We start from the raw sequence: 22,858 nt of genomic DNA on the forward strand, positions 1-22,858 counted from the left end.
GTAAAGGTTTTTAAAACAAATAGAAACCTTTACCAACCGTACAGTAAAGGTCTTGCTAACAACATTTTCGTTGCCAACAAAGCCGAGAGTTCATTTGCACTCTGTAGTGACGACTTTGTTGTAAAAGCTACTCCCCTTTAGGAGATATGATATATTAGAAATAATCATAATAGATTATTGAAATACCGTCAAGGGGTTTTTGATAAAAAAGGAAAATAGTTGTAAAAAAGGGTATTTATCCATACGAAAAGCTCGCTTCAAATTATAACTTTATAAATATGTCATGAACTAGTTCGATATGGGAAATCAACTAAAGTGAGGACTGGGAATGAAAGAAAGTATCGAAAGCAGCCTCTCGTAATGAATTCAAAGGAGGAGCATCATCATGAATAAACCTACATTGACAACAACATTGGCATCAATACAATGGTTGTTTTTTATTTTTGCAAATGTTGTCGTTGTACCGATTTCAATTGGTGCAGCGTTTGAATTAACAGCTGCCGAAATCGCAACGATTCAACGGAGCTCATTTATTTTTACAGGATTAGCCTGTATGCTGCAAGGAATGTTTGGACATCGTTATCCAATTATGGAAGGCCCATCTGGGGTGATTTGGGGTCTCGTCTTAAATTTATGTTTCTCAGCAAATGCATTAGGTATGACAATTGCCCAAATTGGTGGTGGTATCGCAACAGGAATGATGTTAGCAGGCGTTTTCACAATCATTTTATCGGTGTTTCATTTATTTCCGCTGTTACATAAAATCATCACTCCAATGGTGATGAGTGTCTATTTATTTTTATTAACCTTTCAACTCATATTCGTCTTTTTTGAAGGAATGCTCAAGGTGAAATCAGATGGAACACTTGACCTTGCGATTACACTTTATTCAGTCGCCCTTGTCATATTTGTAAGTCTAGTAAATATTGTAGGTAAAAGAATCGTTTCAAATTTTTCTATTTTAATTGGAATTATCGTCGGCTGGGCCGGATACTCGATATTGTTTCAAGGAGAAGCAGCAAAAATGACAAGTCCAGCAGCATTCACAATATTTCCGTTAGGGACACCAAATTTAGAAATTGGTATCATTGTGATTACATTTTTAGGATGTTTATTAAATTTAAGCAATACAGCAACAAGTGTTGAAGCGACCTCAAGACTTTTTCATGATGAGAACGTTTCGTTCCGGCAATATAAATTTTCCTATCTATTAACAGGCATATATGCAGTCAGTGCCCCAATTCTTGGACTTATTTCATATTCACCTTATGCTTCGTCAATAGGATTTCTAGAAAGCACAAATCTATTAAAGAAAAAGCCATTTTTAATTGGCGGAGGATTGATGGTTATCTTAGGTGTCATTCCAATCCTTGGTTCTTTACTAGCAACGTTGCCGATTACTGTAGGTAATGCGGTATTATTTGTAGCCTATTTACAACTGTTTGGAACCTCTTTAAAAAGTATAAATGGCTATCCGTTTGATTCTAAAACAATCTATCGTCTCGCGATCCCGGTTTTAGTCGGGGTTTGTATCATGACAATTGATAGTGAGGTATTAACAAGTTTACCGATCTTTTTACAACCAATTATCGGGAATGGATTTATCGTCGGTGTGTTTCTATCTGTACTATTAGAAAAGGTCGTAAATTGGAAGGAACTCGAGGGAAAAAATAAATCGCAATCACCAAATAATAACAATTAAACAAAAATAAACTCAACAAAACGGATATAAACGGGTGTGAAAACGAATAGTTTAGTAGTATAATCAATAAAAAGTAAAGGTTGATAGATAGAAATACATTAGGGGGTTATCGAATGAAGGTTTCTCTTTTTATCACATGCTTAGCCGATATTTTCTATTCAAATGTCGGAAAGCATACCGTTGAGTTGTTAGAAAAACTAGGCTGTGAGGTTGATTTTCCTGAACAGCAAACATGCTGTGGTCAGCCAGCTTATAATAGTGGCTATCATAAAGAGACAAAAGAAGTAGCGAAGCATATGATTCGTTCATTCGAAAAATCAGATTATGTCGTTGGCCCATCCGGTTCGTGTATCGCGATGCTTCGCGAGTATGGACATTTATTTGAAAATGAACCTGAATGGAAGCAGAGAGCCCTACAATTGGCGAGTAAATCATATGAACTAACACAATTTATTGTTGAGGTACTTAACGTAGAGAAAGTGAATGCTAGTTTACCAGTATGTGCAACCTATCATAAATCATGTCATATGACACGATTACTAGGTGTAGAGGATGCGCCAGCTAAATTACTAGATAATGTTGAAGGCTTACAGGTTAAGCCTTTACCAAATAGTCAGAACTGCTGTGGCTTTGGTGGGACATTCTCAGTAAAAATGGTGCCAATTTCTGAACAAATGGTTGATGAGAAAGTACAGCATATTGAGGAAACAGGTGCTGAAGTACTCATAGGTGCAGATTGTGGCTGTTTAATGAATATCGGTGGACGTATAAACAGAAAAGGGAAACAAATCAAAGTCATGCATATCGCAGAAGTTTTAAATAGTGAGGTGAAGTAAAATGGCGATGAAAATTGGTGAAGAGAAGTTCTTTGAACGGGTTGATCAAGGTGTACAAAATACATTTATGCGCAATGCCGTTGTATCAGCACAGGAAAGAATGCAGGGGAAGCGGCTAGCTGCGGTCGAAGAGTTAGGTAATTGGGAGGAATGGCGTAAGCTCGGTGAGGAGATTCGTACACATACACTTGAAAACCTTGATTTTTATTTGGAACAATTAAGTGAGAATGTCATCAAACGAGGTGGACATGTTTTCTTTGCGCAAACGAAGGAAGAGGCAAATGAGTATATTACAAATGTTGCAAAGGAAAAGCAAGCAAAAAAAGTCGTTAAATCAAAATCAATGGTCACTGAAGAAATTCATTTAAATGCAGCATTAGAAAAAGCCGGCTGTGAAGTAGTTGAAACAGACCTAGGTGAGTATATTTTACAGCTCGATGACCATGATCCCCCGTCACATATTGTCGTACCTGCGCTGCATAAAAATAAAGAACAAATTCGAGATACATTTAAAGAGAAAAAGGGCTATGAGAAAACGGAAATACCGGAAGAACTAGCACTTTTTGCACGCGAACAGCTGCGCCAAGAGTTTTTGAGTGCTGACTTGGGAATTACAGGCTGTAACTTTGCAGTTGCTGAATCCGGCTCAATTAGTCTTGTCACGAATGAAGGAAATGCAGGACTTGTAACCGCTTTACCAAAAACACAGATAACAGTGATGGGAATGGAGCGAATCGTCCCAACGTGGGAGGAGCTTGATATCCTTGTTAGTTTATTATGTAGAAGCTCTGTTGGACAAAAGCTAACGAGCTATATTACGGGATTAACAGGTCCAAAAGAGACAGGAGATGTCGATGGGCCTGAAGAATTTCATCTTGTTATCGTTGATAATGGACGTTCAAATATACTTGGAACAGAATTTCAAAGTGCGCTGCATTGTATACGCTGTGCCGCATGTGTCAATGTTTGTCCTGTTTATCGGCATATCGGTGGTCATTCGTATGGCTCGATTTATGCTGGTCCGATCGGTGCAGTTTTATCACCACTGTTAGGTGGATATGAAGATTATAAGGAATTGCCATATGCTTCAAGCTTGTGTGCGGCCTGTACGGATGCTTGTCCTGTCAAAATACCGTTACATGAATTATTAATTAAACATCGCAGGAAAATTGTTGAAGATGAGAAGAAATCTCCATTTGCTGAAAAGCTAGCGATGAAGGGCTATCAGCTTGCAGCTAGTACACCTAGCCTTTATAAAGCCGGAACAAAGTCTGCCTCAACAGTGATGGCTCCGTTTACACAAGATAACAGCATCCAGAAAGGTCCTGGACCGATGAAGCCTTGGACAGATGTCCGTGATTTTCCTGCACCAGATAAAGAGAGATTTAGAGATTGGTATAAAAAGAGAGAAAAAGGGAGGGACTAAGATGGAACAAGGACAAATCTATCACCGCGAGCCATTTTTAAACAATCTTGCAGCCAAGCTCGGACGGAAAAGAAAGCAAGATGTACAAAAGCCGGAATGGAACACAAATCCTCAGCGCGATGTATTATGTGATGCCTCAAAGGATGAGTTAGTTGATGTTTTAAAGAAACATTGTGAGGTCATCCATACGCAGTTTATTGAAACGACATTATCTGAGCTCATCAACGTTATCAACAATGTCTTTACACAGTATGAAGTAAATCGTATCGTCACTTGGAATGATGAAAGACATGAGCAGTTTGGTTTGCAAGAAAGCTTAAACAAGAAGTGGCCTTCCGAGGGAAAAGCTGTCCATGTTTGGGATCCTGTGTTAACCGAAAAAAACATTGAGGCCGCTGAACAGGCGGATGTAGGGATTACCTACAGTGATATCACACTCGCAGAATCAGGTACCGTTGTCCTTTTCAGCAGTAAAAACAAAGGTAGAACAGTCAGCCTGCTACCGAAAACATATATCGCGATTATTCCAAAAAGCACGTTAGTCCCAAGACTGACACAAGCAACAACAGAAATAAGTAAACAAGTCAAAGAAGGTAAACAAATCTCGTCCTGTATAGACTTCATAACAGGACCAAGTAACAGTGCCGACATCGAACTAAACCTAATCGTCGGCGTCCACGGCCCAATCAAAGCAACATACATCCTCGTCGAAGACCAATGAGAAGCATGGGGACGGTTCCTTTGCTTCCTTTTGAAAAGGAAGCAGAAGAACCGTCCCTTTGCTTTTTTTTCAAAAATAAACAAAAAATATATTCAAAAATAAACAAAGATAATGTATAATCAAAAACAAATAAAGATAATCAAAGTGGAATAGAGGAGGAAACAAAAATGGTTCAAAGTTTATGGGATAAACAGAAAGCAGCAGCATTACCATCCGGTGTAGAGGAATTAGTGTATCGCTCAAATTTAATTGGGTCTGACCGTTCTGTATGTAACTGGGGTGGCGGGAATACGTCAATGAAGACAATTGAAAAGGATTTCCGTGGCCGCGATATCGAAGTAATGTACGTGAAGGGCAGCGGCTCAGACTTAGCGACCATGAAAGCGCAAAATTTCACTGGATTAAAAATGGATGATATCCGCCCATTGCTAGAACGTGATGAAATGCCTGATGAAGAAATGGTTGCATATTTAGCACACTGTATGATTGACAGTAAGCATCCTAGAGCTTCAATTGAAACATTATTACATGCATTTTTACCGTTTAAACATGTTGATCATACACATCCAGATGCAATCATCAGTGTCTGCTGTGCTGATAACGGAAGACAAATTGCTGAAGAAATTTATGGTGACCGCTTCGTATGGGTACCTTACGTCCGACCAGGCTTTACTTTATCAAAAATGATAGCAGAAGGCGTAAAAAATAATCCAAATGCAGAGCTAGTTCTAATGGAAAAACACGGTCTAGTCGTTTGGGGCGAAACTGCTGAGGAAAGCTATGAAAAAACAATTGCGATTATTAATGAAGCTGAATCATATATCCAAGCTAGATTAGTAGAAGAAGAGGCATTTGGCGGGCAAAAATATGACTCTCTATCAGAGGAAGATCGTAAAAGGATACTAGCACAAGTAATGCCAGTTATCCGTGGTGAAGTAAGCGATGAAAAGAAAATGCTCTTAACGTATGATGATACAGATGATGTCTTACAATTCGTTAACAGTAACAATGCAAATGTATTATCTCAAGTCGGTGCAGCATGCCCGGATCATTTAGTACATACAAAAATGACACCGCTCTACATCGATTGGAATCCACAAACAGAAGAGGTTACTAGCTTAATAGAAAAGGTGAAAGCTGGAGTGAATAGCTTCAAAGAAGAGTACAAAGCTTATTTTGAGCGTAACAAAAATGAAGGTGACAACATTTCAGAAGCAGCTCCACGTGTCATCTTAATCCCTGGTGTTGGAATGGTGAACACGGGTAAGAACATTGCGATGGCAAAAGTGAGCGGTGCATTGTATCATCGTGCAATTGCGGTAATGAAAGGAGCAACAACACTAGGAAGCTTTGTTTCATTAAATGAAAATGAATCATTCAATGTGGAATATTGGCCTTTAGAACTTTACAAATTATCATTAGCACCAGCTGAAGCAGAGTTCTCACGTCAAGTTGCATTCGTGACAGGTGGAGCAGGTGGAATCGGCAGTGAAACATGCCGTCAATTTGTTGCAGAAGGGGCTCATGTTGTCATTGCAGACCTGAATATTGAAGGCGCGGAAAAAGTAGCAGCAGAAATTAATGAACAATATGGTGACGGTCGCGCATTCGCAGTGAAAATGGACGTAACAAGTGAAGAGGCAGTGCAGGAAGCATTTGCACAAACGGCATTGACGTATGGTGGCGTTGATATTATTGTCAATAACGCAGGATTAGCTACTTCAAGCCCATTCGATGAAACATCATTAAAAGAATGGAATCTTAATATGAATGTGCTTGGAACAGGGTACTTTTTAGTAGCACGAGAAGCATTCAAGCAAATGAAAACACAAGGCGTAGGTGGAAATATGGTCTTCATTGGCTCGAAAAACTCTGTATATGCCGGGAAAAATGCAGCTGCATATAGTTCTGTAAAAGCGATGGAAACACATTTAGCAAGATGTATTGCAGCTGAAGGTGGCCAGTATGGCATCCGCGTAAACTCTGTCTTACCTGATGCAGTATTACAAGGTTCAGCAATCTGGGGTTCGAGCTGGAGAGAAGAACGAGCAGCAGCTTACGGAATTGACCCAGACCAACTAGAAGAGCACTATCGTAAACGAACAACATTGTTGGTGAATATTTATCCGAAAGATATTGCACAATCGATTTTATTCTTTGCCTCATCGAAATCAGATCGCACGACAGGCTGTATGCTGACGGTAGATGGCGGTGTACCAGCAGCATTTACTAGATAATTACACATGTTGAAGGGGTCACTCACTAGGGTCTGACCCCTTTGAACGCTAGCCTTCTTTTCATCTATCACTTGTTTATGCCATTCTGCTCCTTTTGCTGAAAAATGAAAACGTTTTAATTGACGGTGCCAGTATCTATACGTCATTTACATACTATGTCATAATATGATGAGGGTTTAATTAATAAGAAACATCCTTTAGAAAAAAGCCCAAATGAACGAATACATTCCTCATTGAGAGTGACTAGGAGGGAATCAATATATGCTTGTAGCAGAAAGACATCGGAAAATCGTCGAAGTCGTTAACGAGAGGTTGAGCATTCGGGTTACGGAGTTAAGCAAACTTTTTAATGTCACCGAAGAAACGATTAGACGTGATTTGGAAAAGCTCGAAAAAGAAAAATTATTGCGCCGGAGTCACGGTGGTGCTGTAAGTATTCAAGAAGAACAATCAGAAGTTTCCTATGCAGAAAGAGAAATAACAAATGCGATCGAAAAGCGCGCGATCGCAATTGAGGCAGTGAAGCTCATCCAGCCGAATCAGCAAATCGTGTTAGATGCAAGTACAACAACGTGGTATATGGCAAAGGAAATGCCTGATATTCCACTAACAGTGATTACAAATTCGATAAAAGTAGCGATCGAACTAAGTAAAAAGGAACAGGTAAAAGTCATTTCAACAGGTGGTATGCTCTTGCCAAAATCCCTTTCATATGTCGGTCCATTAGCGGAACGCTCCCTTAATATGTACCACGTCAATAAAGCGTTTATATCGTGTAAAGGTGTGCATATCGAAGGTGGCTTGAGTGATTCAAATGAATGGCAAGCACTGTTAAAGCGACAAATGATGTCGATAGCGGATGAAACAATTGTGATGGCAGATTCAACGAAATTTGGTGTCAGAACCTTTGCCCATATTACCGATTTGCAGCAAATTTCCACAATTATAACCGATTCAAATATCGATCATGCATATATCCAGGCATGCGATGAAAGAGGCATACAATTAATTAGTGACTAGGTATTTAAATGAACGTTAAGAGGGGTTGCAAATGAGTTCGTTTCTATTAGAAGAATTACTTCAGTTAAATGAAGAAGAGAAGCTCATGCTACAGCAAAAAAATGAAGTGAAAAAAGATATTTACACGAGCCAAGAACAATTCATTGTGGAGAGTGAGAAATTTCTAACGAATAATAAAATGATAATGATTCGTAAACATACAAGATTTGTCGACTTTCCAAAGCATAAACATAATTACATCGAAGTGAACTATGTGTATAACGGGAAGCTAGAACAAAAGGTTGGAAATGAGCAATTCACATTAAAAACAGGGGATTTGCTCTTTTTAAATCAGCACATTGAACATGAACTAAAAGCATGTCAAAAAGATGATATCATTATTAACTTTATTATCCGTCCAGAATTTTTTTCATTCATTTTTTCCTTTTTAACAACAGAAAATTTAGTTAGCAACTTTTTAATCAATAGTTTATTCAATCATACTCAAAGTGGTCAATACTTATATTTTGCGGTATCGAACGTAGACAGCATCCAGGACTTGATGAGGAAAATAATTGAAGAGATGATGGTTCCTTCAATCATGTCTGAATCAACAACAAAATTGTATATGGGCTTGTTAATGTTAGAGCTTATTAAACATTCGGATAAAGTGAAGTATAAGGAAAACTCACAAAAGCATCAAACAATCGTGGAATCATTAAAATACATTGAAGAAAACTACCGGGAAGCTTCATTATCTGAACTTGCTCAGAAATTAAACCAGCCCCATTATGCGTTAAGCAAACAAATTAAAAAAGCAACGAATTATACATTTAAAGAATTACTCCAAGAAAAAAGATTGAGTGTATCAAAAGAGCTATTGGAAAATACTTCATTATCAATAACGGCAATTGTTGAACAAGTCGGCTACGAAAATATTAGCTATTTTTATCGTGTCTTTAAGAGCAAATATGGTTATACACCGAAAAAATATAGAGAACGGGTAGTACAAGTGTAGTTAGTTTTAATGCCCCATATTCCTGAATTATTAGGGATATGGGGCGTTTTTTTATCGTATAGAAAAGTGCAAATAAAGACAAAAAAATGTTGAATGACGTTATAGGCTTTTCGGCTGTAGTTCATTATCATAGAAGTAATCGTAAACGCTTTCAAAATGAGAGGTGTGGAAATGGTGAACTATACATTAGCTGTTGACATTGGTGCTTCAAGTGGACGGTTAATAATCGGTCATATAGATAACGGGAAGCTGCAATTAAATGAAATACACCGCTTCGATAATCATATCGTTCATAAAGGTGACCATTATTGTTGGGATGTTGACAAGTTGTTCAGTGAGATTAAGGCAGGTATTAAGAAATGTGTGAATGTAGGAATACAGCCGGATAGTATCGGGATTGATACATGGGCAGTTGACTATATATTACTTGACGAAAACGAGCAACTTCTCACAGATGCGGTTGCCTACCGGGACCCAAGGACAGATGGCATCATGGACGAAGTTTTTAAGATTATTCCAAAAGAGAAAATCTATTTAGAAACAGGGATTCAGTTTCAAAAATTTAATACCATTTATCAATTATATGCCTTAAAGAAAAAATCACCGGAATTACTTAATAAAGCTAATGCATTTTTAATGATTCCTGAATATTTTAATTACCTTCTAACAGGTAAAATTGCTAATGAATATACGAATGCTACATCGACTCAGTTAGTAAATGCATTTACAAAAAATTGGGATTCCGACATCATAACTGAACTCGATTTAAACAGAGAAATGTTTCGAGAAATTTTGCCACCAAAGACAATCCTCGGCACATTAAAGGAAGATCTTGTTGCGGAGTTTGGCTTTGATATGAAAGTCGTCCTCCCAGCAACACATGATACAGGATCAGCCGTTATTTCTGTTCCTGAATTAGACGATACGATTTATATAAGCTCAGGTACATGGTCATTAATCGGTGTTGAAAACCACTTCCCGATTTGTGTACCGAAAGCATTACAATACAATTTTACAAACGAGGGTGGCTTAGACTATCGTTATCGCTTTCTGAAAAACATTATGGGCTTATGGATGATTCAAGAAGTAAAGCGGAATTATGAAGACGAATATTCATTCGCAGAACTCGTGGATTTTGCACGTGCGGAAAAAGACTTCCAATCGATTGTTAATGTTGATGATGACAGGTTTCTTAAACCAGAAAATATGATAAAGGAAATTCAAGCCTATTGTCAGGAAACAAATCAACAAATTCCACAAACACCAGGGCAAATCGCTAAATGTGTATATGATAGCTTAGTAGAAAGCTATAAAAGGGCCATTGCAGAAATTGAAGAAATATTTGAAAAATCATTTCCGAAAATCAATGTCATTGGCGGCGGTTGTCAAAATGAATTGTTAAATCAGCTCATTGCCGATGCAACAAACAAGGAAGTACATGCTGGACCTGTTGAAGCAACAGCAATTGGTAACATTGTTGCACAGCTAATGGCATTAGGTGAGATACATGACCTTTCGGAAGCTCGTAACTTAATAAAAAATTCTTTTAAAGTGAAATCATATAAAGCTTTAAATGTATAAATAAACGCATGAAAGGATGATAGACATGACAATTAAAGAAAGCTTTGAGCTAGCGAAAAAGGATTATGAAAAATGGGGAATTCAAGTCGACCATGTGTTAGAAAAACTGCAACAAATTCCGATTTCAATACATTGCTGGCAAGGTGATGATGTAGGTGGTTTTGAAGTAAACAAAAGTGAGCTATCAGGTGGTATTGATGTAACTGGAAACTATCCTGGTAAGGCACGAACACCTGAAGAGCTTCGCAATGATTTGGAAAAAGCGTTAACACTAATTCCAGGGAAGCATCGTATTAATTTACATGCAATTTATGCTGAAACGAATGGGGAAGTTATCGATCGTGACGAGCTTCAGCCAGAACACTTTGCAAACTGGGTAAAGTGGGCAAAGGAACACGACCTTGGACTTGACTTTAATCCAACATTGTTTTCCCATGAGAAAGCTGCTGATGGGTTAACATTATCACATCCAGACCCAGCCATTAGGGAGTTCTGGATTAACCATTGTATCGCAAGTCGCAAAATAGGTGAATATTTCGGAAAAGAATTAGGTTCTACAACTCTCACAAATATTTGGATTCCCGATGGATATAAAGATATACCGAGTGACCGTCTCACACCTAGAATTCGGTTAAAAGAGTCATTGGATAAGATATTTGCTGAGGAAATTGATGAGCAATACAATTTAGATGCCGTTGAGAGTAAATTATTCGGTATCGGTTCAGAGTCATATGTCGTCGGTTCACACGAGTTTTATTTAGGCTATGCCTTAAAAAACAACAAGCTATGTTTATTAGATACAGGCCATTATCATCCGACAGAAATGGTATCAAATAAAATCTCATCAATGCTTCTATATAGCGACAAGCTTGCCCTGCACGTCTCACGCCCTGTCCGTTGGGATAGCGATCATGTTGTCACACTAGATGACGAGTTAAAGGAAATTGCATTGGAAATTGTTCGTAACGATGCTTTAGATAAAGTAATGATTGGGCTAGACTTCTTTGATGCGAGTATTAATCGTGTCGCAGCATGGACAATCGGAACAAGAAATATGATTAAATCACTTTTATATGGATTGTTAATGCCGAACGACTACTTAAAGCAATTACAAGAAGAAGGCAACTATACAGAAAGATTAGCGCTTTTAGAAGAATTCAAAACATATCCATTTGGCGCTATTTGGGATTATTACTGTGAGCAAATGGGTGTGCCTGTGAAGGAAACTTGGTTAGACGTAGTGAAGGAATATGAGAAAGAAGTATTGTTGAATAGATAAATAGTGAAAAAACCTAGTTTGCTTAAGCTGCAAACTAGGTTTTTTATTAATTTATATCATTTAGCCCTAATGACTTAAATAAAGATAAGGGAAATGAATCTTTATCAATTTTGATAAGTGCATTTTCTTCATCGTTATCAATAATCGTTGAAGCCTCTTTGTATTCAGTAATTTCTTTATGCAGCTGTTCCATTTTTTTATCCAATGCAGTTGCAACGGTTGCTGCCTCTTGTAGCTCATCTCTTAGTCGATTTGGAACATCTTTATTATATTTATAATAAATTTTGTGTTCCAGGCTTGCCCAGAAGTCCATCGCAATCGTGCGAATCTGGATTTCAACATAGACTTTTTCTTCTCGGTCGGACATGAAAATAGGGATTTCAACAATCATATGGTAACTTTGATACCCATTTTTTTTAGGTTGCTCGATGTAATCTTTTGTTTCAACAACACGTATGTCTTTTTGTGATGCAATCATTTTACTAATTTCATAAATATCTTTTCTGAATGATACCGTAATGCGAATACCTGCAATGTCTCGGATTGTTTCTTTTATCGCAGGTAATGTGAAGGCACAGTTTTTATGAATCATTTTTTTGACAATGCTCTCAGGTGATTTTAGCCGTGATGTTACATGTTCTATAGGATTATAGTCATGCATATAATTAAATTCATCCTTAAGAATATTAATTTTGGTATTCATTTCGTCTAAAGCAAAACGATAGGCCATTAAAAATCTTGTCATTTCGAGCTTTATCTTTTTTAAGTCATTCATCCTAATGTTTTCGATATTTTCTAATTTCAAGCTAGTCAATTTCCTCTCATAGTAAAATAGTGATTTGAAAATGTAGTTTCATCTATTTGGCTGGGGGAAAAACAAGTCTGCAAATTACCTTTGAAAGCTCATAATAGTTTACTTGGTTATTAGATTTAGATAGTCTGTCTGGTAATTTTTCCGATAAGGTCATTATCGACCATGAGACGATATTTAAATCTAAATCATCCCAAATTAACCCTTTCGCACGTGCTTTCTGTAAATCTGTTAAGATGCGGTGATGGACTTTATTACGAGCGTCAGTGACTACTTCAGCTAGTTGAGGATCCTTTAGCATTAATTCCGGCAATACTCGATGTAGCCCTAATCGATCCAAATGTAAAAAATGTTGTTCCATAACATTTGCAAAGAATGTCTCAGGGTCAACAATTGCCCAATTTGGTTCTGGTGGCAAGAAATTCTCAATTTGGTCTTCTAATAATGACATCAATAGCTGCCGCTTATCTGTAAAGTAACGATAAAAGGTCCCAACTGCAACACCAGCATGAGATGCAATTTCTTTCGCATTCGTTTGTTCATATCCTTTTTCAATAAATAGCAGACGTCCACTCTCTAATAAAGCATGCCTTTTTTCTAATGCACGCTTTTGTTTCGGTAAATAAGGATATTCCCCGATTAATTGTTCATCATCATGCCCTGACATAGTATCACCTCATTACTATCATACCACAAATGAACAAAACATGAACTACAGTTCAATTTTGTTGACAGATTGAAAACATTTTGTAATACTTGAACCTATATTCAGGTTTTTAATAATAAGCTTCTAAGACAATTAGGTAAGGTGATAATGCGGGAAAATTGGCCGATTTTGACCTGCTGTGATTACAAGGAATGGATACCTGAAGTTTCATCTTATTTAAACAACAAGTAAATGAAAATTTTTTTAACTCTTTATAAAAATGGAGTGTAATTCATATGACAATTGATGGTAAAATTGCTAAAGAGGGAGATAAAATCCTATTTACTCGAAATGGGATTGAAATGATAGGTGAAGTTTTCAAAGTTAGAGAGGAAAGTGTCATCGTTTCAATTAGCAAAGCTGATGCTTATCTCATCAATGTTGAAACTCCACTTACAGTCGTTTCCCACAAAAACTATCAAATCATTACTCAGTGATTATTCACTAGGAAGGTGTGGTTAATTTGACAGTAGACCAAAACAAACCAATCTCAATCGATTCAACAATTTCTTTAAAAGGAATTGTAAAAGCAATTTTCAAAGATACAATGCATGTGCAAATCGGTGGAAAAATAATTACCATGCCGATTAATGATGACAAGGTTTTAAAAGGTAAATAGGATATACTATATAGTTAGATTTAAGTTTAACTGATTTTATAAATTGAAGATTAATTAATAACTAGATTATTCATTTTAACTAGCCACATTTCGAAAAGGAATGTGGTTTCTTTAACTTTAATTGGTTGACATATACATTGAATCGATGATACGAAGATACAATCTGTTGTAATTACATGTACATAATCAATCTTATCATTAGGCTGTTAACATTGATGCCTTTTAATGAGTTATCGTTTAGGGGTGGTCTGCGCTACAGTACTCACGGGTAGCGGGGTGGGTGGTGAGCCTCATAGCTCCTTGCGGCACGAACAAGCAAACTTCAGGTCATCTCCCTACGATAAGTCATCATCGATTCGCCATTCGGCTCATCGTGATTCCTTTGGTCTTAGTCGATGCCCCTCCAGTTTGTACGTCGATGGGCAAGCCGCCTACGCTTTTCGTTCTCCTCGGAGTAAACTCCTGCATGAGTCTCACCTCTCCCACGCATCCCGCAGGAGTCTCGCACTTACGCTCCAACCAACCCTTAAAAAAGTTCGTGGAAAAACCACAATCTTTTAGAAAAGAACCTTTCATTAATATAATTCCACATTTTGGACAAACTTAAAGTTGTCAGTAAGAAATATGGAGGAATGATGATGTCAAATATTAAACAGGAAATGGAACAAATTTGGAACGAAACATGTGGTTCATGGGAAAACTGCACAGAACAAAATGTTCAGAAGTTTTTGTCACATTGCTACGAAAGAAGCATCGACCCTCAATATTGTATGAGCTGGGTTGAACAGCATCGTGACAAAATCCCGAATTGGTCATCAGTTTCAAAGGAATCCCTTGAATGGATAAATGAACATTCTTCAACAGGTTCTCCGATTAGCGGACATGAACCACAGTAAAGGTATGTGCCCTAATTAATAGAAATGTTTTGCCTTATTCTATGAAGCTTTAACATAACGAAAAGCCCCTAGTTAAACGCAAATATTACTAGGGGTTTAATGTCATATAGTGATACATTGAAGATGAATTGCCTTTGTGATGTGCATTAGAAGTTAGATACCACATGAGTTTTCGGCGAGGCCTTTTTCAGTTTGATGAAGCCGAAAAAGAATCGGAGCCAGTTCCAAAATCGTCTTCATAAGTCCGATGAAGCCGAAAAAGAATCGGAACCATACCCAAAATCGTCTTCATAAGTCCGATGAAGCCGAAAAAGAATCGGAGCCAGTTCCAAAATCGTCTTCATAAGTTCGATGAAGCCGGAAAAGAATCGGAGCCAGTCCCAAAACCATCTTCATTAACCCGATTTGATTTAGAAGAATAAACATTCAAAGGTAGTTCAAAAACGTTTCATAAACCTGATAAAGATAAAAACTAGCCCTCCGTGTGGAAAACGAATGGTTCTCTCTAAAATCTACTAGCAGAACTAACCCGTAAAAAGCTAGTAGAAAGGATAACCAAATTAACAATAATGACATGATGGTTATATCTAACTTTTAACGATAGTTGAGTTTTGCAATTGCTTAAGAATTTTGTTTCACTTGATTTATATGTATTACAAGATAAAAATAATGATTATAAGTAATTATTTATTGATAATCGATATATTTTAATGTATGATGTTGTTATAAATCATATATGAGGTGCTTTATGAAAAAGACGATTACACATTTATGTAAGATAGCGATAGTTTTGATTGGTATAAGTGTATGTTCACTTTGTGTGTTTTGGTTACCTGACCAGGCGGAGCTACTTGTTTCTAAGTATCCGGAATTTACCCACTTACATTACCCACTACTCATTGGTATTTATGTTGCAACGATTCCATTTTTCTTTGCACTATATCAAACTTTTAAATTATTCCACTATATTCATAAGGACATCATCTTTTCAGAATTAACGATGAATGCATTAAAATATATTAAATATTGTGCGGTATCCATTATCATGTTATGCATCACCGGGTCTATTATCCTTAGCTCACAAGATGCAGGAAATCCAGTGACATTGCTCCTCGGCATTTTTATCATCCTGGCGTCATTATTTATCACTGCTATCACAGCCATTTTTCAAATGGTCTTAAAGAGAAAATTAAAGGAATTGAAACAGAATTGGTTAGCTAATTTTTCGAACTCAACGTGGAGCCGTTATTTAAAATAACATATGCCATATAAGTAGTTGAACAACAGCGATAAATAGGCAGCTATATTTATCACTTCATGAATAAAAAGAGGTCAAAGCCACTTTATAAATATTAGTGGTTCTGACCTCTTTTTTAGTGAAAGTTTAGATTTTAAATTGCTTTAAAATATTTTGCAGCTCATCAGCAAGTTGAGCTAGTGATTGTGAAGAATGGGAAATTTCCTCCATTGATGCAAGTTGTTCCTCAGTCGCAGCAGAGATGTTTTGAGTAATCTCTGCTGATTCCTTCGCAACATCACTGACATTATGAATCGATTTATTGACAATGTCAGTGCCATTAACAAGCTTTTTAATTGCTTCAGATATATCCTCAATTTGAGAAACGACTCCAGTTACAGCCTGTTCAATGTTTTTAAATGATTCTCCAGCAATATTCACTACTTGAAGACCAGAATTTACTTCTTCAGTTGCTTTTTTCATCGTATCGAGTGTTTGAACTGTATCCAATTGAATGAGTTGAATTAAGCTCGCAATTTGTTCTGTTGATTTCGATGATTCTTCGGCAAGCTTTCTCACTTCATCCGCAACAACAGCAAAGCCTTTACCGTGCTCGCCAGCTCTTGCAGCTTCAATGGCTGCATTTAATGCAAGTAAATTTGTTTGTGCTGAGATGCCTGTGATGACGTTCGTAATTTCGCCAATTTCAATTGAACGTTTGTCTAGATTCTTTACAGCCTCAGACAGACTATTCACATTATGATAAATCGTATTCATCTGTTCATTTACTTTTTCAATGGCCTCATTTCCATCTAGTGACATTTTAGATGCATGAATGACATCGTTTGTAATTTTTTCAGTATTATCAGAAATAACTCTTGTGTAATTTGACATATCTGACATGACGTTAGTACTGCTTGCTACTTTATCTAATTGTTGTTCAGAGCCTGATGCAAGCTCTTGTACAGTGTGTGTAATATGCTCACTCGCTTTACTGTTTTGTTCAGCACTAGCACTTAATTCTTCAGATGCTGTTGCAACTTGCTGTGAAGAATGATGGACAGTTTGGAAGACAGATTTCAGCTTTCTTGCCATCTTATTAAATGATTCTGTTAGTTCACCGAGTTCGTCTTTTGATTGATACGTACCTTCAACTGTAAAGTCACCTTGTTCAGCTTCTACTAATAAGTCTTTCACTTCTTTTATCGGCTTAATAATCATTCGGGCAACAAGATAACTAATTCCGATGATTAAGAGTATCCCAATGATGATATTAAAAATAACTGTCCAAACAATCAGTTTCGTATTGATATGATGCTGTGAATTGATTGATTTTGCAAACTCAAGCTTAGACTTTTGTAATTCTTTTAAAAGGTCATTAACAGCTGCGCGATTTTCTTCGACATGTAATTTATATAAAGCATAAGCCTCTTCATTTTTATTTTCTAACGCTAAATCGATGACTTCGTCGCGACTATTATTTAATAATGTTACTTTTTCTTTATATTGAGCAACGACTTCATTTTGTTCCTTTGTTAAATTTGTCTGCTCAATCTTCGTCATTAATTCATCAATTTCTTCCCAAGCTGATGTGATTTCATCAATAAGCTGGGTGTTTCTTTTATTGTCTTTTGTTACTATAAGTTCTAACGTATAGGCATCACTAGCACGAGCGTTAATCCGTATTTGCATAACGTCATGTAGCGGAACCATATTTTCTTTATACATCACATCAGAATCATCAGCCATCATTTTTATGAAATTAAGTCCAGATAGGCCAACGGTGCATACTGTAAGTGCACTGATGATGATAATGATGAGAAATTTCTTGGTAATTGTTAAGTTTCTAATTCGTTTCAAGATGATGTCTCCTCCATTGATGTTTATACTTATATATCGGAATGTAAAAGAGTAAACTTTAATAAACAGCATATAGGAAAATTTTACAGTTCAAGATAAATTGAGTGTTGTTTTAGCTGTGTTCAGAAATTAGTCTTATTTGCTATTTTCTGCATATCGTACGAATATTACGTATATCACTTAATTAATGAAATTATTAAACGTTTAGGAGGCTATCATGTATAAAGGTAATATACTAAAAGGGCTACTACGTGAAGGGAAAGATGCTCCGCTTATTTTTAAAAATATAGAAGAGATGAGCAGATGGGTAACGAAGATAAAAAATAAGAAAGGCTTACAACCACTTCTAATCGAGATAAACAATGAAGCAGAACGACTTCTATCCGAAAAGGAGAATGAGTTAACCTTTACACTATTTCAGCAATTCGAACAAACTGGGTCACGGCTTGAATATGAAAAAGTTTACTTCGAGAAACGCAGACGTCTAGGTACGTTTGCACTAATGAGCTTGCTTGAGCCTGATGAGGACATGTACAAAAAACAACTCGAAAACATCATCTGGTCGATCCTAAATGAATATACGTGGTGTTTACCTGCCCATTTAACAAACCGTTATGAGACCTCAAAACTTAGAAACTCTCAGCAAGAAAAAAATCCACCTGCATACACAATTGATTTATTTTCAGCCGAAACTGCGTTTGCACTTAGCGAAATCTTAACACTTACAAAAGATTGGTTATCACCGCTTATTATGAGAAGAATAGAAGAGGAAATCGATAGACGCGTTTTTCAACCATTTCTATTAACACCCCAACATTGGGAAACGGCTACACATAACTGGGCGGCAGTTTGTGGTGGCTCGATTGGAAGTGCTGCATTACACTTGCTAGAAAATGAAGAAGACCTTTCGACGATTATGGAACGAATACTAGCAACGATGGATTATTATTTAGAAGGCTTTCATGACGACGGTACATGTCTTGAAGGATATCGGTATTGGCAATATGGCTTCGGATTCTATGTTTACTTTGCTGACTTGCTAAAAAGACGTACTTTGGACAAGATGAATCTATTTAATAATGAAAAGGTCCATGCGATTGCTCTGTTTCAACAAAAAACATTTCTTTATAAAAACAAGGTTGTGAACTTTTCAGACGCTCAACAAGAGGAATCTATATTTCTAGGTTTAACCCATTATTTACATTCGATATATGAGGATGTGCACATACCTGAGAATAAATTACGAGCGTCATATACAGATGATCACTGCAGCAGATGGGCACCTGCATTTCGAAATTTGCTTTGGTATCAAGACGATTTACAAGGAAAACCGTGGGAAAACGAAACATATTTTCTTAGCGAATCACAATGGTTTATTTCAAGATATGCAACAACTAGCGGTCATTTTGCCTTTGCAGCAAAGGGTGGTCATAATGATGAACCACACAATCATAACGATCTTGGACACTTTATCTTGCTTCGGAACAATGAAGTGTTCCTGAAAGATTTAGGTGCGGGTCTTTATAGCGCTGATTATTTCGGTAAAAAGAGGTATGACTTTATTTGCAACAGTTCATTCGGTCACTCGGTCCCGATAATAAATCAACAAGGGCAACAATTAGGAAATACGGCTTTTGCAACCATTCTGTCAACTACATTCCATCATGACAAGGATACGTTAATACTTGATTTGACGAATAGCTATGATCTTCCTTTTTTAAAGCAATATCAGCGCTCCTTTACGTGGGAAAAAACAACGTTACCGAAGTTAATCATTGAGGATATCTTTCATTTCGACGAGCAACCAAATCAGCTTGTAGAACGAATGATTGTCCCAAATAGAGTTGTTGTAAAGGAAATCGCTACTGGATTAGAACTGCAGGGAACCGAAACATTATATCTTCATTTCGATACTAATTCTTACAAAGTAACAATCGAACAATTTGAGTTTACTGATCACTTTGGAAGAATTCAATTGAATAAAATGATCGATATTAAGCCTATCGCTTTTGATTATGAAATGTCTATTAAACTAGTATTTCAGTTTCATTAACAAAAAGGTAAATTTTACAATATATTAAAAATTTACAATAGTTTGATTACAATTCTCAACTACTCTTTTCATCTTGTATAATAACAATTGTACTCTATCGGCCGGTAGTAGAACATTTCTAATAATAATAGAATAGGGGATGAGGGTAGTTGAAAAAACTAGTATCTTTTCTAGTCGTTTTATGTGTAATGTTCTCTACTTTTGCTGTAGTGAATACTGTACATGCAGCAAGCTATGATTCGACGAAAAAATATAAGCTTATTAACCGTTTTAGTGGAAAAGCGTTGGAAGTGTATGAGTGGTCTAAAGCAGACGGTGGAAATATTGTTCAATATGATGATTTAGGCGGCATGAACCAGCAGTGGAGTGTTATTGATGTCGGTGAAGGTTATCATAAATTTGTTAACGCTTACAGTGGCAAAGCAATGGAAGTGCATAATTGGTCAACAGCAGACGGAGCAAATGTTGCACAATGGACGGATTGGAATGCCAATAGCCAACAATGGAGAATTGTTGATTTAGGGAATGGTTATGTGAAAATTGTCAACCGACATAGCAACAAGGCGTTAGAAGTTTATGATTGGTCAACAGCTAACGGAGGCAACGTCGTTCAGTATAATGATTGGGGTGGTGAGAGTCAACAATGGAAGCTTGTTGAAGTGAAGCCAAGTGAAACAATTACTGTAAATAGCACGATCATTGTCCCAGCAGGAGAAACATTTGATGGAAAAGGAAAACGATATGTAGCAAACCCTAAAACACTAGGTGATGGTAGCCAAGCAGAAGGTCAAAAGCCAGTATTTCGGCTTGAAAATGGTGCGACATTGAAAAATGTTGTCTTAGGAGCTCCTGCAGCAGATGGTGTTCATACGTATGGAAACGCTGTTGTTGAGAATGTCGTTTGGGAAGATATTGGAGAGGATGCTTTAACGATTAAATCTCAAGGACGCGTAGTCATCCGAGGTGGTTCTGCACAGCACGGTTCTGATAAAATGTTCCAAGTAAACGCACCTGCAACATTTGAAATCTATCATTTCACTGCAAGAAACGCAGGTAAGATGATTCGTCAACTCGGTGGCTCGACCTTCAAAACTAGTATATATATCGATGGCTGTGTGATTACAGGGATGAAAGAGGCGATTTTCCGCACAGATAGTACAACAAGTGAAGTGAACATGGTGAATACCCGCTACTCTAACGTAGGGAGTAAGTGGTACAATGTCCGTAATGTTTCCGAGAGTAATAATGTGAAGTTTTAAAAGGCGGTCACCGAACATAAGATATAAAAATAGTTTTATTATTCCTATATGAGGGCTGGCTCAACTGATGAGCCCTCCTCATTTTTTACTCTTCTTTAACATAAAATAGAGGAATACGTTAACAATTTGTAGCACGATTATACTACCACCCATTATCGTAACCACATGATCGCCGCCAAGTCCGAGCTCATCCGCAATGATCGCTGAATAAAAGACTGTTTGAATCGTAACGATGGCTATCACTAGTGATAAACTCACCATTGTGAATCCATGAAGAAATCTCCTTCTCGTTACAGGAAAAAGAATGATGATAAATAGTAGAATTGATGAAATAAGTAAGGTTACTAATATTGGTCTTAATAATGAAAAAGCTCCATCGGTTACAAACGATTCGTATGTATACATAACTATCTCCTTTGTTGAAAATTTTAAAAATTACGGAAATAAATGGAATTCTGATTTGTTATCTTATCATAAAGTAATGAATTTGAATAGAGGGGGAAGCGTTCATGGTTGACCATAAAATCATCCTTGCTGGTTGTGGCAACATGTCAGATACATGGATTGATTACGTTAATAATAGGGAAAACGCTCAAATCGTCGGACTTGTTGATGTTAATGCAAATGCAGCTAAACATAAGGCAGCACAAAAAGATTTAAATGTTCCTACTTTTACAGATTTACGTTTAGCAATAAAGGAAACAAACGCTAATCTCGTCTTTGATGTAACGATTCCTGCAGCTCATAAACAGATTGTGACAACAGCATTGGAAGCTGGCTGTCATGTCTTTGGAGAGAAGCCAATTGCTGAAACATTAGCAGATGCAATCACCGTAGTAGAGGTGTCGAAAGCAACAGGTAAACGATATTCAGTCATGCAAAATCGACGCTATTTAAAACAAATTCGCGCACTACAACAAATCGTAGCGAAAGGGGAAATAGGGAAGATTGGTTCTGTCCACGCTGATTTTTTCCTTGGACCTCATTTTGGAGGCTTTCGTGAAACGATGGAAAGTCCCCTCATTGTTGATATGGCGATTCATACATTTGACCAAGCTCGCCTAATCACTGGTGCCAACGCCGTCTCAGTCTATTGCCACGAATATAATCCGCCTGGTTCCTGGTTCGATGGGAACGCATCAGCTATTTGTATTTTTGAAATGAGCGACGGGTCTGTCTTTACATATCGAGGGTCTTGGTGTGCTGTCGGCATCCAAACGTCATGGGAATCAGAGTGGCGTGTTACAGGAACAAAAGGGAGCGCATATTGGGATGGACATCACATGCCGAGATATGAAGTGATTGACGAAGAGAAACAAAGAGAATTTTTTGACCCGCTTATTGCAAATGAAGCGAAAGATAATTGGATGGGACAGGAAGGGCATTGGGGCTGTTTAGATGAAATGTTTACAGCTCTCGAACAAAATCGTCCTGCAGAAACTGATTGTACAGATAATCTTAACAGCATGAAAATGGTATTTGCAGCTTTAGAAAGTGCAAAAACGGGAACAAAGATATATTTATAATTGATAAGTAATAGAGGATGATTCACAGTCACCCTCTATTTTTTTATGTGATAGATAGGTTCCGAGTAGGTATTTTTTGTATTAAACTAGTA

The 22,858-nt window shown here is 37.1% G+C and carries 20 protein-coding genes and 1 pseudogene; 17 read left to right on the forward strand and 4 right to left on the reverse strand.

Going from position 1 to position 22,858, the window contains the following annotated elements:
• The first annotated feature begins 385 nt into the window (after positions 1 to 385).
• The 9 genes from J2S19_RS05090 to rhaA all read left to right on the forward strand — a co-directional run bounded on the left by J2S19_RS05090 (position 386) and on the right by rhaA (position 11,799).
• Positions 386 to 1,702: a uracil/xanthine transporter gene (locus tag J2S19_RS05090; protein WP_307338191.1), complete on the forward strand. Its 1,317-nt coding sequence runs from the start codon at positions 386 to 388 to the stop codon at positions 1,700 to 1,702.
• 113 nt (positions 1,703 to 1,815) lie between these two features.
• Positions 1,816 to 2,538 (forward strand): (Fe-S)-binding protein, encoded by a 723-nt coding sequence (locus tag J2S19_RS05095; RefSeq protein ID WP_307338194.1) that lies wholly within the window; start codon positions 1,816 to 1,818, stop codon positions 2,536 to 2,538.
• 1 nt (position 2,539) lies between these two features.
• Complete coding sequence (locus J2S19_RS05100) at positions 2,540 to 3,964, forward strand: LutB/LldF family L-lactate oxidation iron-sulfur protein (protein ID WP_307338197.1); 1,425 nt, start codon at positions 2,540 to 2,542, stop codon at positions 3,962 to 3,964.
• A gap of 1 nt (position 3,965) precedes the next feature.
• Positions 3,966 to 4,685 carry a LutC/YkgG family protein gene (locus J2S19_RS05105; protein ID WP_307338200.1) on the forward strand — a complete coding sequence of 240 codons (720 nt, stop codon included), beginning with the start codon at positions 3,966 to 3,968 and terminating at the stop codon, positions 4,683 to 4,685.
• A 167-nt stretch (positions 4,686 to 4,852) separates the two neighbouring features.
• Complete coding sequence (locus J2S19_RS05110; protein ID WP_307338203.1) at positions 4,853 to 6,922, forward strand: bifunctional aldolase/short-chain dehydrogenase; 2,070 nt, start codon at positions 4,853 to 4,855, stop codon at positions 6,920 to 6,922.
• Positions 6,923 to 7,183: 261 nt separating this feature from the next.
• Positions 7,184 to 7,942, forward strand: coding sequence for a DeoR/GlpR family DNA-binding transcription regulator (locus tag J2S19_RS05115; RefSeq protein WP_307338205.1), 759 nt, complete (start codon positions 7,184 to 7,186; stop codon positions 7,940 to 7,942).
• A 31-nt stretch (positions 7,943 to 7,973) separates the two neighbouring features.
• Positions 7,974 to 8,939: an AraC family transcriptional regulator gene (locus J2S19_RS05120; RefSeq protein WP_307338208.1), complete on the forward strand. Its 966-nt coding sequence runs from the start codon at positions 7,974 to 7,976 to the stop codon at positions 8,937 to 8,939.
• 171 nt (positions 8,940 to 9,110) lie between these two features.
• Positions 9,111 to 10,520, forward strand: coding sequence for a rhamnulokinase (gene rhaB, locus J2S19_RS05125; protein ID WP_307338211.1), 1,410 nt, complete (start codon positions 9,111 to 9,113; stop codon positions 10,518 to 10,520).
• A 25-nt stretch (positions 10,521 to 10,545) separates the two neighbouring features.
• Positions 10,546 to 11,799, forward strand: coding sequence for an L-rhamnose isomerase (gene rhaA / locus J2S19_RS05130; protein ID WP_307338214.1), 1,254 nt, complete (start codon positions 10,546 to 10,548; stop codon positions 11,797 to 11,799).
• 46 nt (positions 11,800 to 11,845) lie between these two features.
• Here the strand turns inward: rhaA and J2S19_RS05135 are convergent, their stop codons facing one another.
• Both J2S19_RS05135 and J2S19_RS05140 read right to left on the reverse strand, forming a co-directional pair.
• On the reverse strand, positions 11,846 to 12,574 hold the full coding sequence (locus J2S19_RS05135) for a GTP pyrophosphokinase (RefSeq protein ID WP_307338433.1): 729 nt from the start codon (positions 12,572 to 12,574) through the stop codon (positions 11,846 to 11,848).
• 82 nt (positions 12,575 to 12,656) lie between these two features.
• A complete protein-coding gene (locus tag J2S19_RS05140) occupies positions 12,657 to 13,277 on the reverse strand; it encodes a TetR/AcrR family transcriptional regulator (RefSeq protein ID WP_307338217.1) in 621 nt (206 codons plus the stop codon).
• 275 nt (positions 13,278 to 13,552) lie between these two features.
• On the opposite strand from J2S19_RS05140, the gene J2S19_RS05145 reads away from it, so the two are divergent.
• From J2S19_RS05145 to J2S19_RS05160, 4 genes are all read left to right on the forward strand, one after another.
• The gene (locus J2S19_RS05145) at positions 13,553 to 13,753 is read left to right on the forward strand and encodes a DUF2187 family protein (RefSeq protein ID WP_307338220.1); all 201 of its coding nucleotides are present in this window, start codon (positions 13,553 to 13,555) and stop codon (positions 13,751 to 13,753) included.
• Between the two features lie 26 nt (positions 13,754 to 13,779).
• Positions 13,780 to 13,935 (forward strand): hypothetical protein, encoded by a 156-nt coding sequence (locus J2S19_RS05150; protein ID WP_307338445.1) that lies wholly within the window; start codon positions 13,780 to 13,782, stop codon positions 13,933 to 13,935.
• 638 nt (positions 13,936 to 14,573) lie between these two features.
• The gene (locus J2S19_RS05155) at positions 14,574 to 14,831 is read left to right on the forward strand and encodes a hypothetical protein (protein WP_307338223.1); all 258 of its coding nucleotides are present in this window, start codon (positions 14,574 to 14,576) and stop codon (positions 14,829 to 14,831) included.
• 748 nt (positions 14,832 to 15,579) lie between these two features.
• Complete coding sequence (locus tag J2S19_RS05160) at positions 15,580 to 16,089, forward strand: DUF2975 domain-containing protein (RefSeq protein WP_307338226.1); 510 nt, start codon at positions 15,580 to 15,582, stop codon at positions 16,087 to 16,089.
• Positions 16,090 to 16,215: 126 nt separating this feature from the next.
• Here the strand turns inward: J2S19_RS05160 and J2S19_RS05165 are convergent, their stop codons facing one another.
• A complete protein-coding gene (locus tag J2S19_RS05165) occupies positions 16,216 to 17,928 on the reverse strand; it encodes a methyl-accepting chemotaxis protein (RefSeq protein WP_307338228.1) in 1,713 nt (570 codons plus the stop codon).
• Between the two features lie 217 nt (positions 17,929 to 18,145).
• Here J2S19_RS05165 and J2S19_RS05170 point away from each other — a divergent pair, with 217 nt between their 5' ends.
• From J2S19_RS05170 to J2S19_RS05180, 3 genes and pseudogenes are all read left to right on the forward strand, one after another.
• Positions 18,146 to 19,981, forward strand: a complete 1,836-nt coding sequence (locus J2S19_RS05170) for a heparinase II/III family protein (protein WP_307338231.1) — start codon at positions 18,146 to 18,148, stop codon at positions 19,979 to 19,981.
• Positions 19,982 to 20,169: 188 nt separating this feature from the next.
• Positions 20,170 to 20,652: pseudogene (locus J2S19_RS05175) on the forward strand (RICIN domain-containing protein); the annotation flags it as partial.
• Positions 20,641 to 21,240: a pectate lyase gene (locus J2S19_RS05180; RefSeq protein ID WP_307338437.1), complete on the forward strand. Its 600-nt coding sequence runs from the start codon at positions 20,641 to 20,643 to the stop codon at positions 21,238 to 21,240. The pseudogene J2S19_RS05175 and the gene J2S19_RS05180, both read left to right, overlap by 12 nt.
• 78 nt (positions 21,241 to 21,318) lie before the next feature.
• Here the strand turns inward: J2S19_RS05180 and J2S19_RS05185 are convergent, their stop codons facing one another.
• Positions 21,319 to 21,645: a hypothetical protein gene (locus J2S19_RS05185; protein WP_307338235.1), complete on the reverse strand. Its 327-nt coding sequence runs from the start codon at positions 21,643 to 21,645 to the stop codon at positions 21,319 to 21,321.
• Between the two features lie 104 nt (positions 21,646 to 21,749).
• On the opposite strand from J2S19_RS05185, the gene J2S19_RS05190 reads away from it, so the two are divergent.
• Positions 21,750 to 22,766 carry a Gfo/Idh/MocA family protein gene (locus J2S19_RS05190; protein WP_307338238.1) on the forward strand — a complete coding sequence of 339 codons (1,017 nt, stop codon included), beginning with the start codon at positions 21,750 to 21,752 and terminating at the stop codon, positions 22,764 to 22,766.
• Positions 22,767 to 22,858 lie beyond the last annotated feature (92 nt).

This window comes from Metabacillus malikii (assembly GCF_030813355.1).
In the GTDB taxonomy this organism is placed as follows: domain Bacteria; phylum Bacillota; class Bacilli; order Bacillales; family Bacillaceae; genus Metabacillus; species Metabacillus malikii.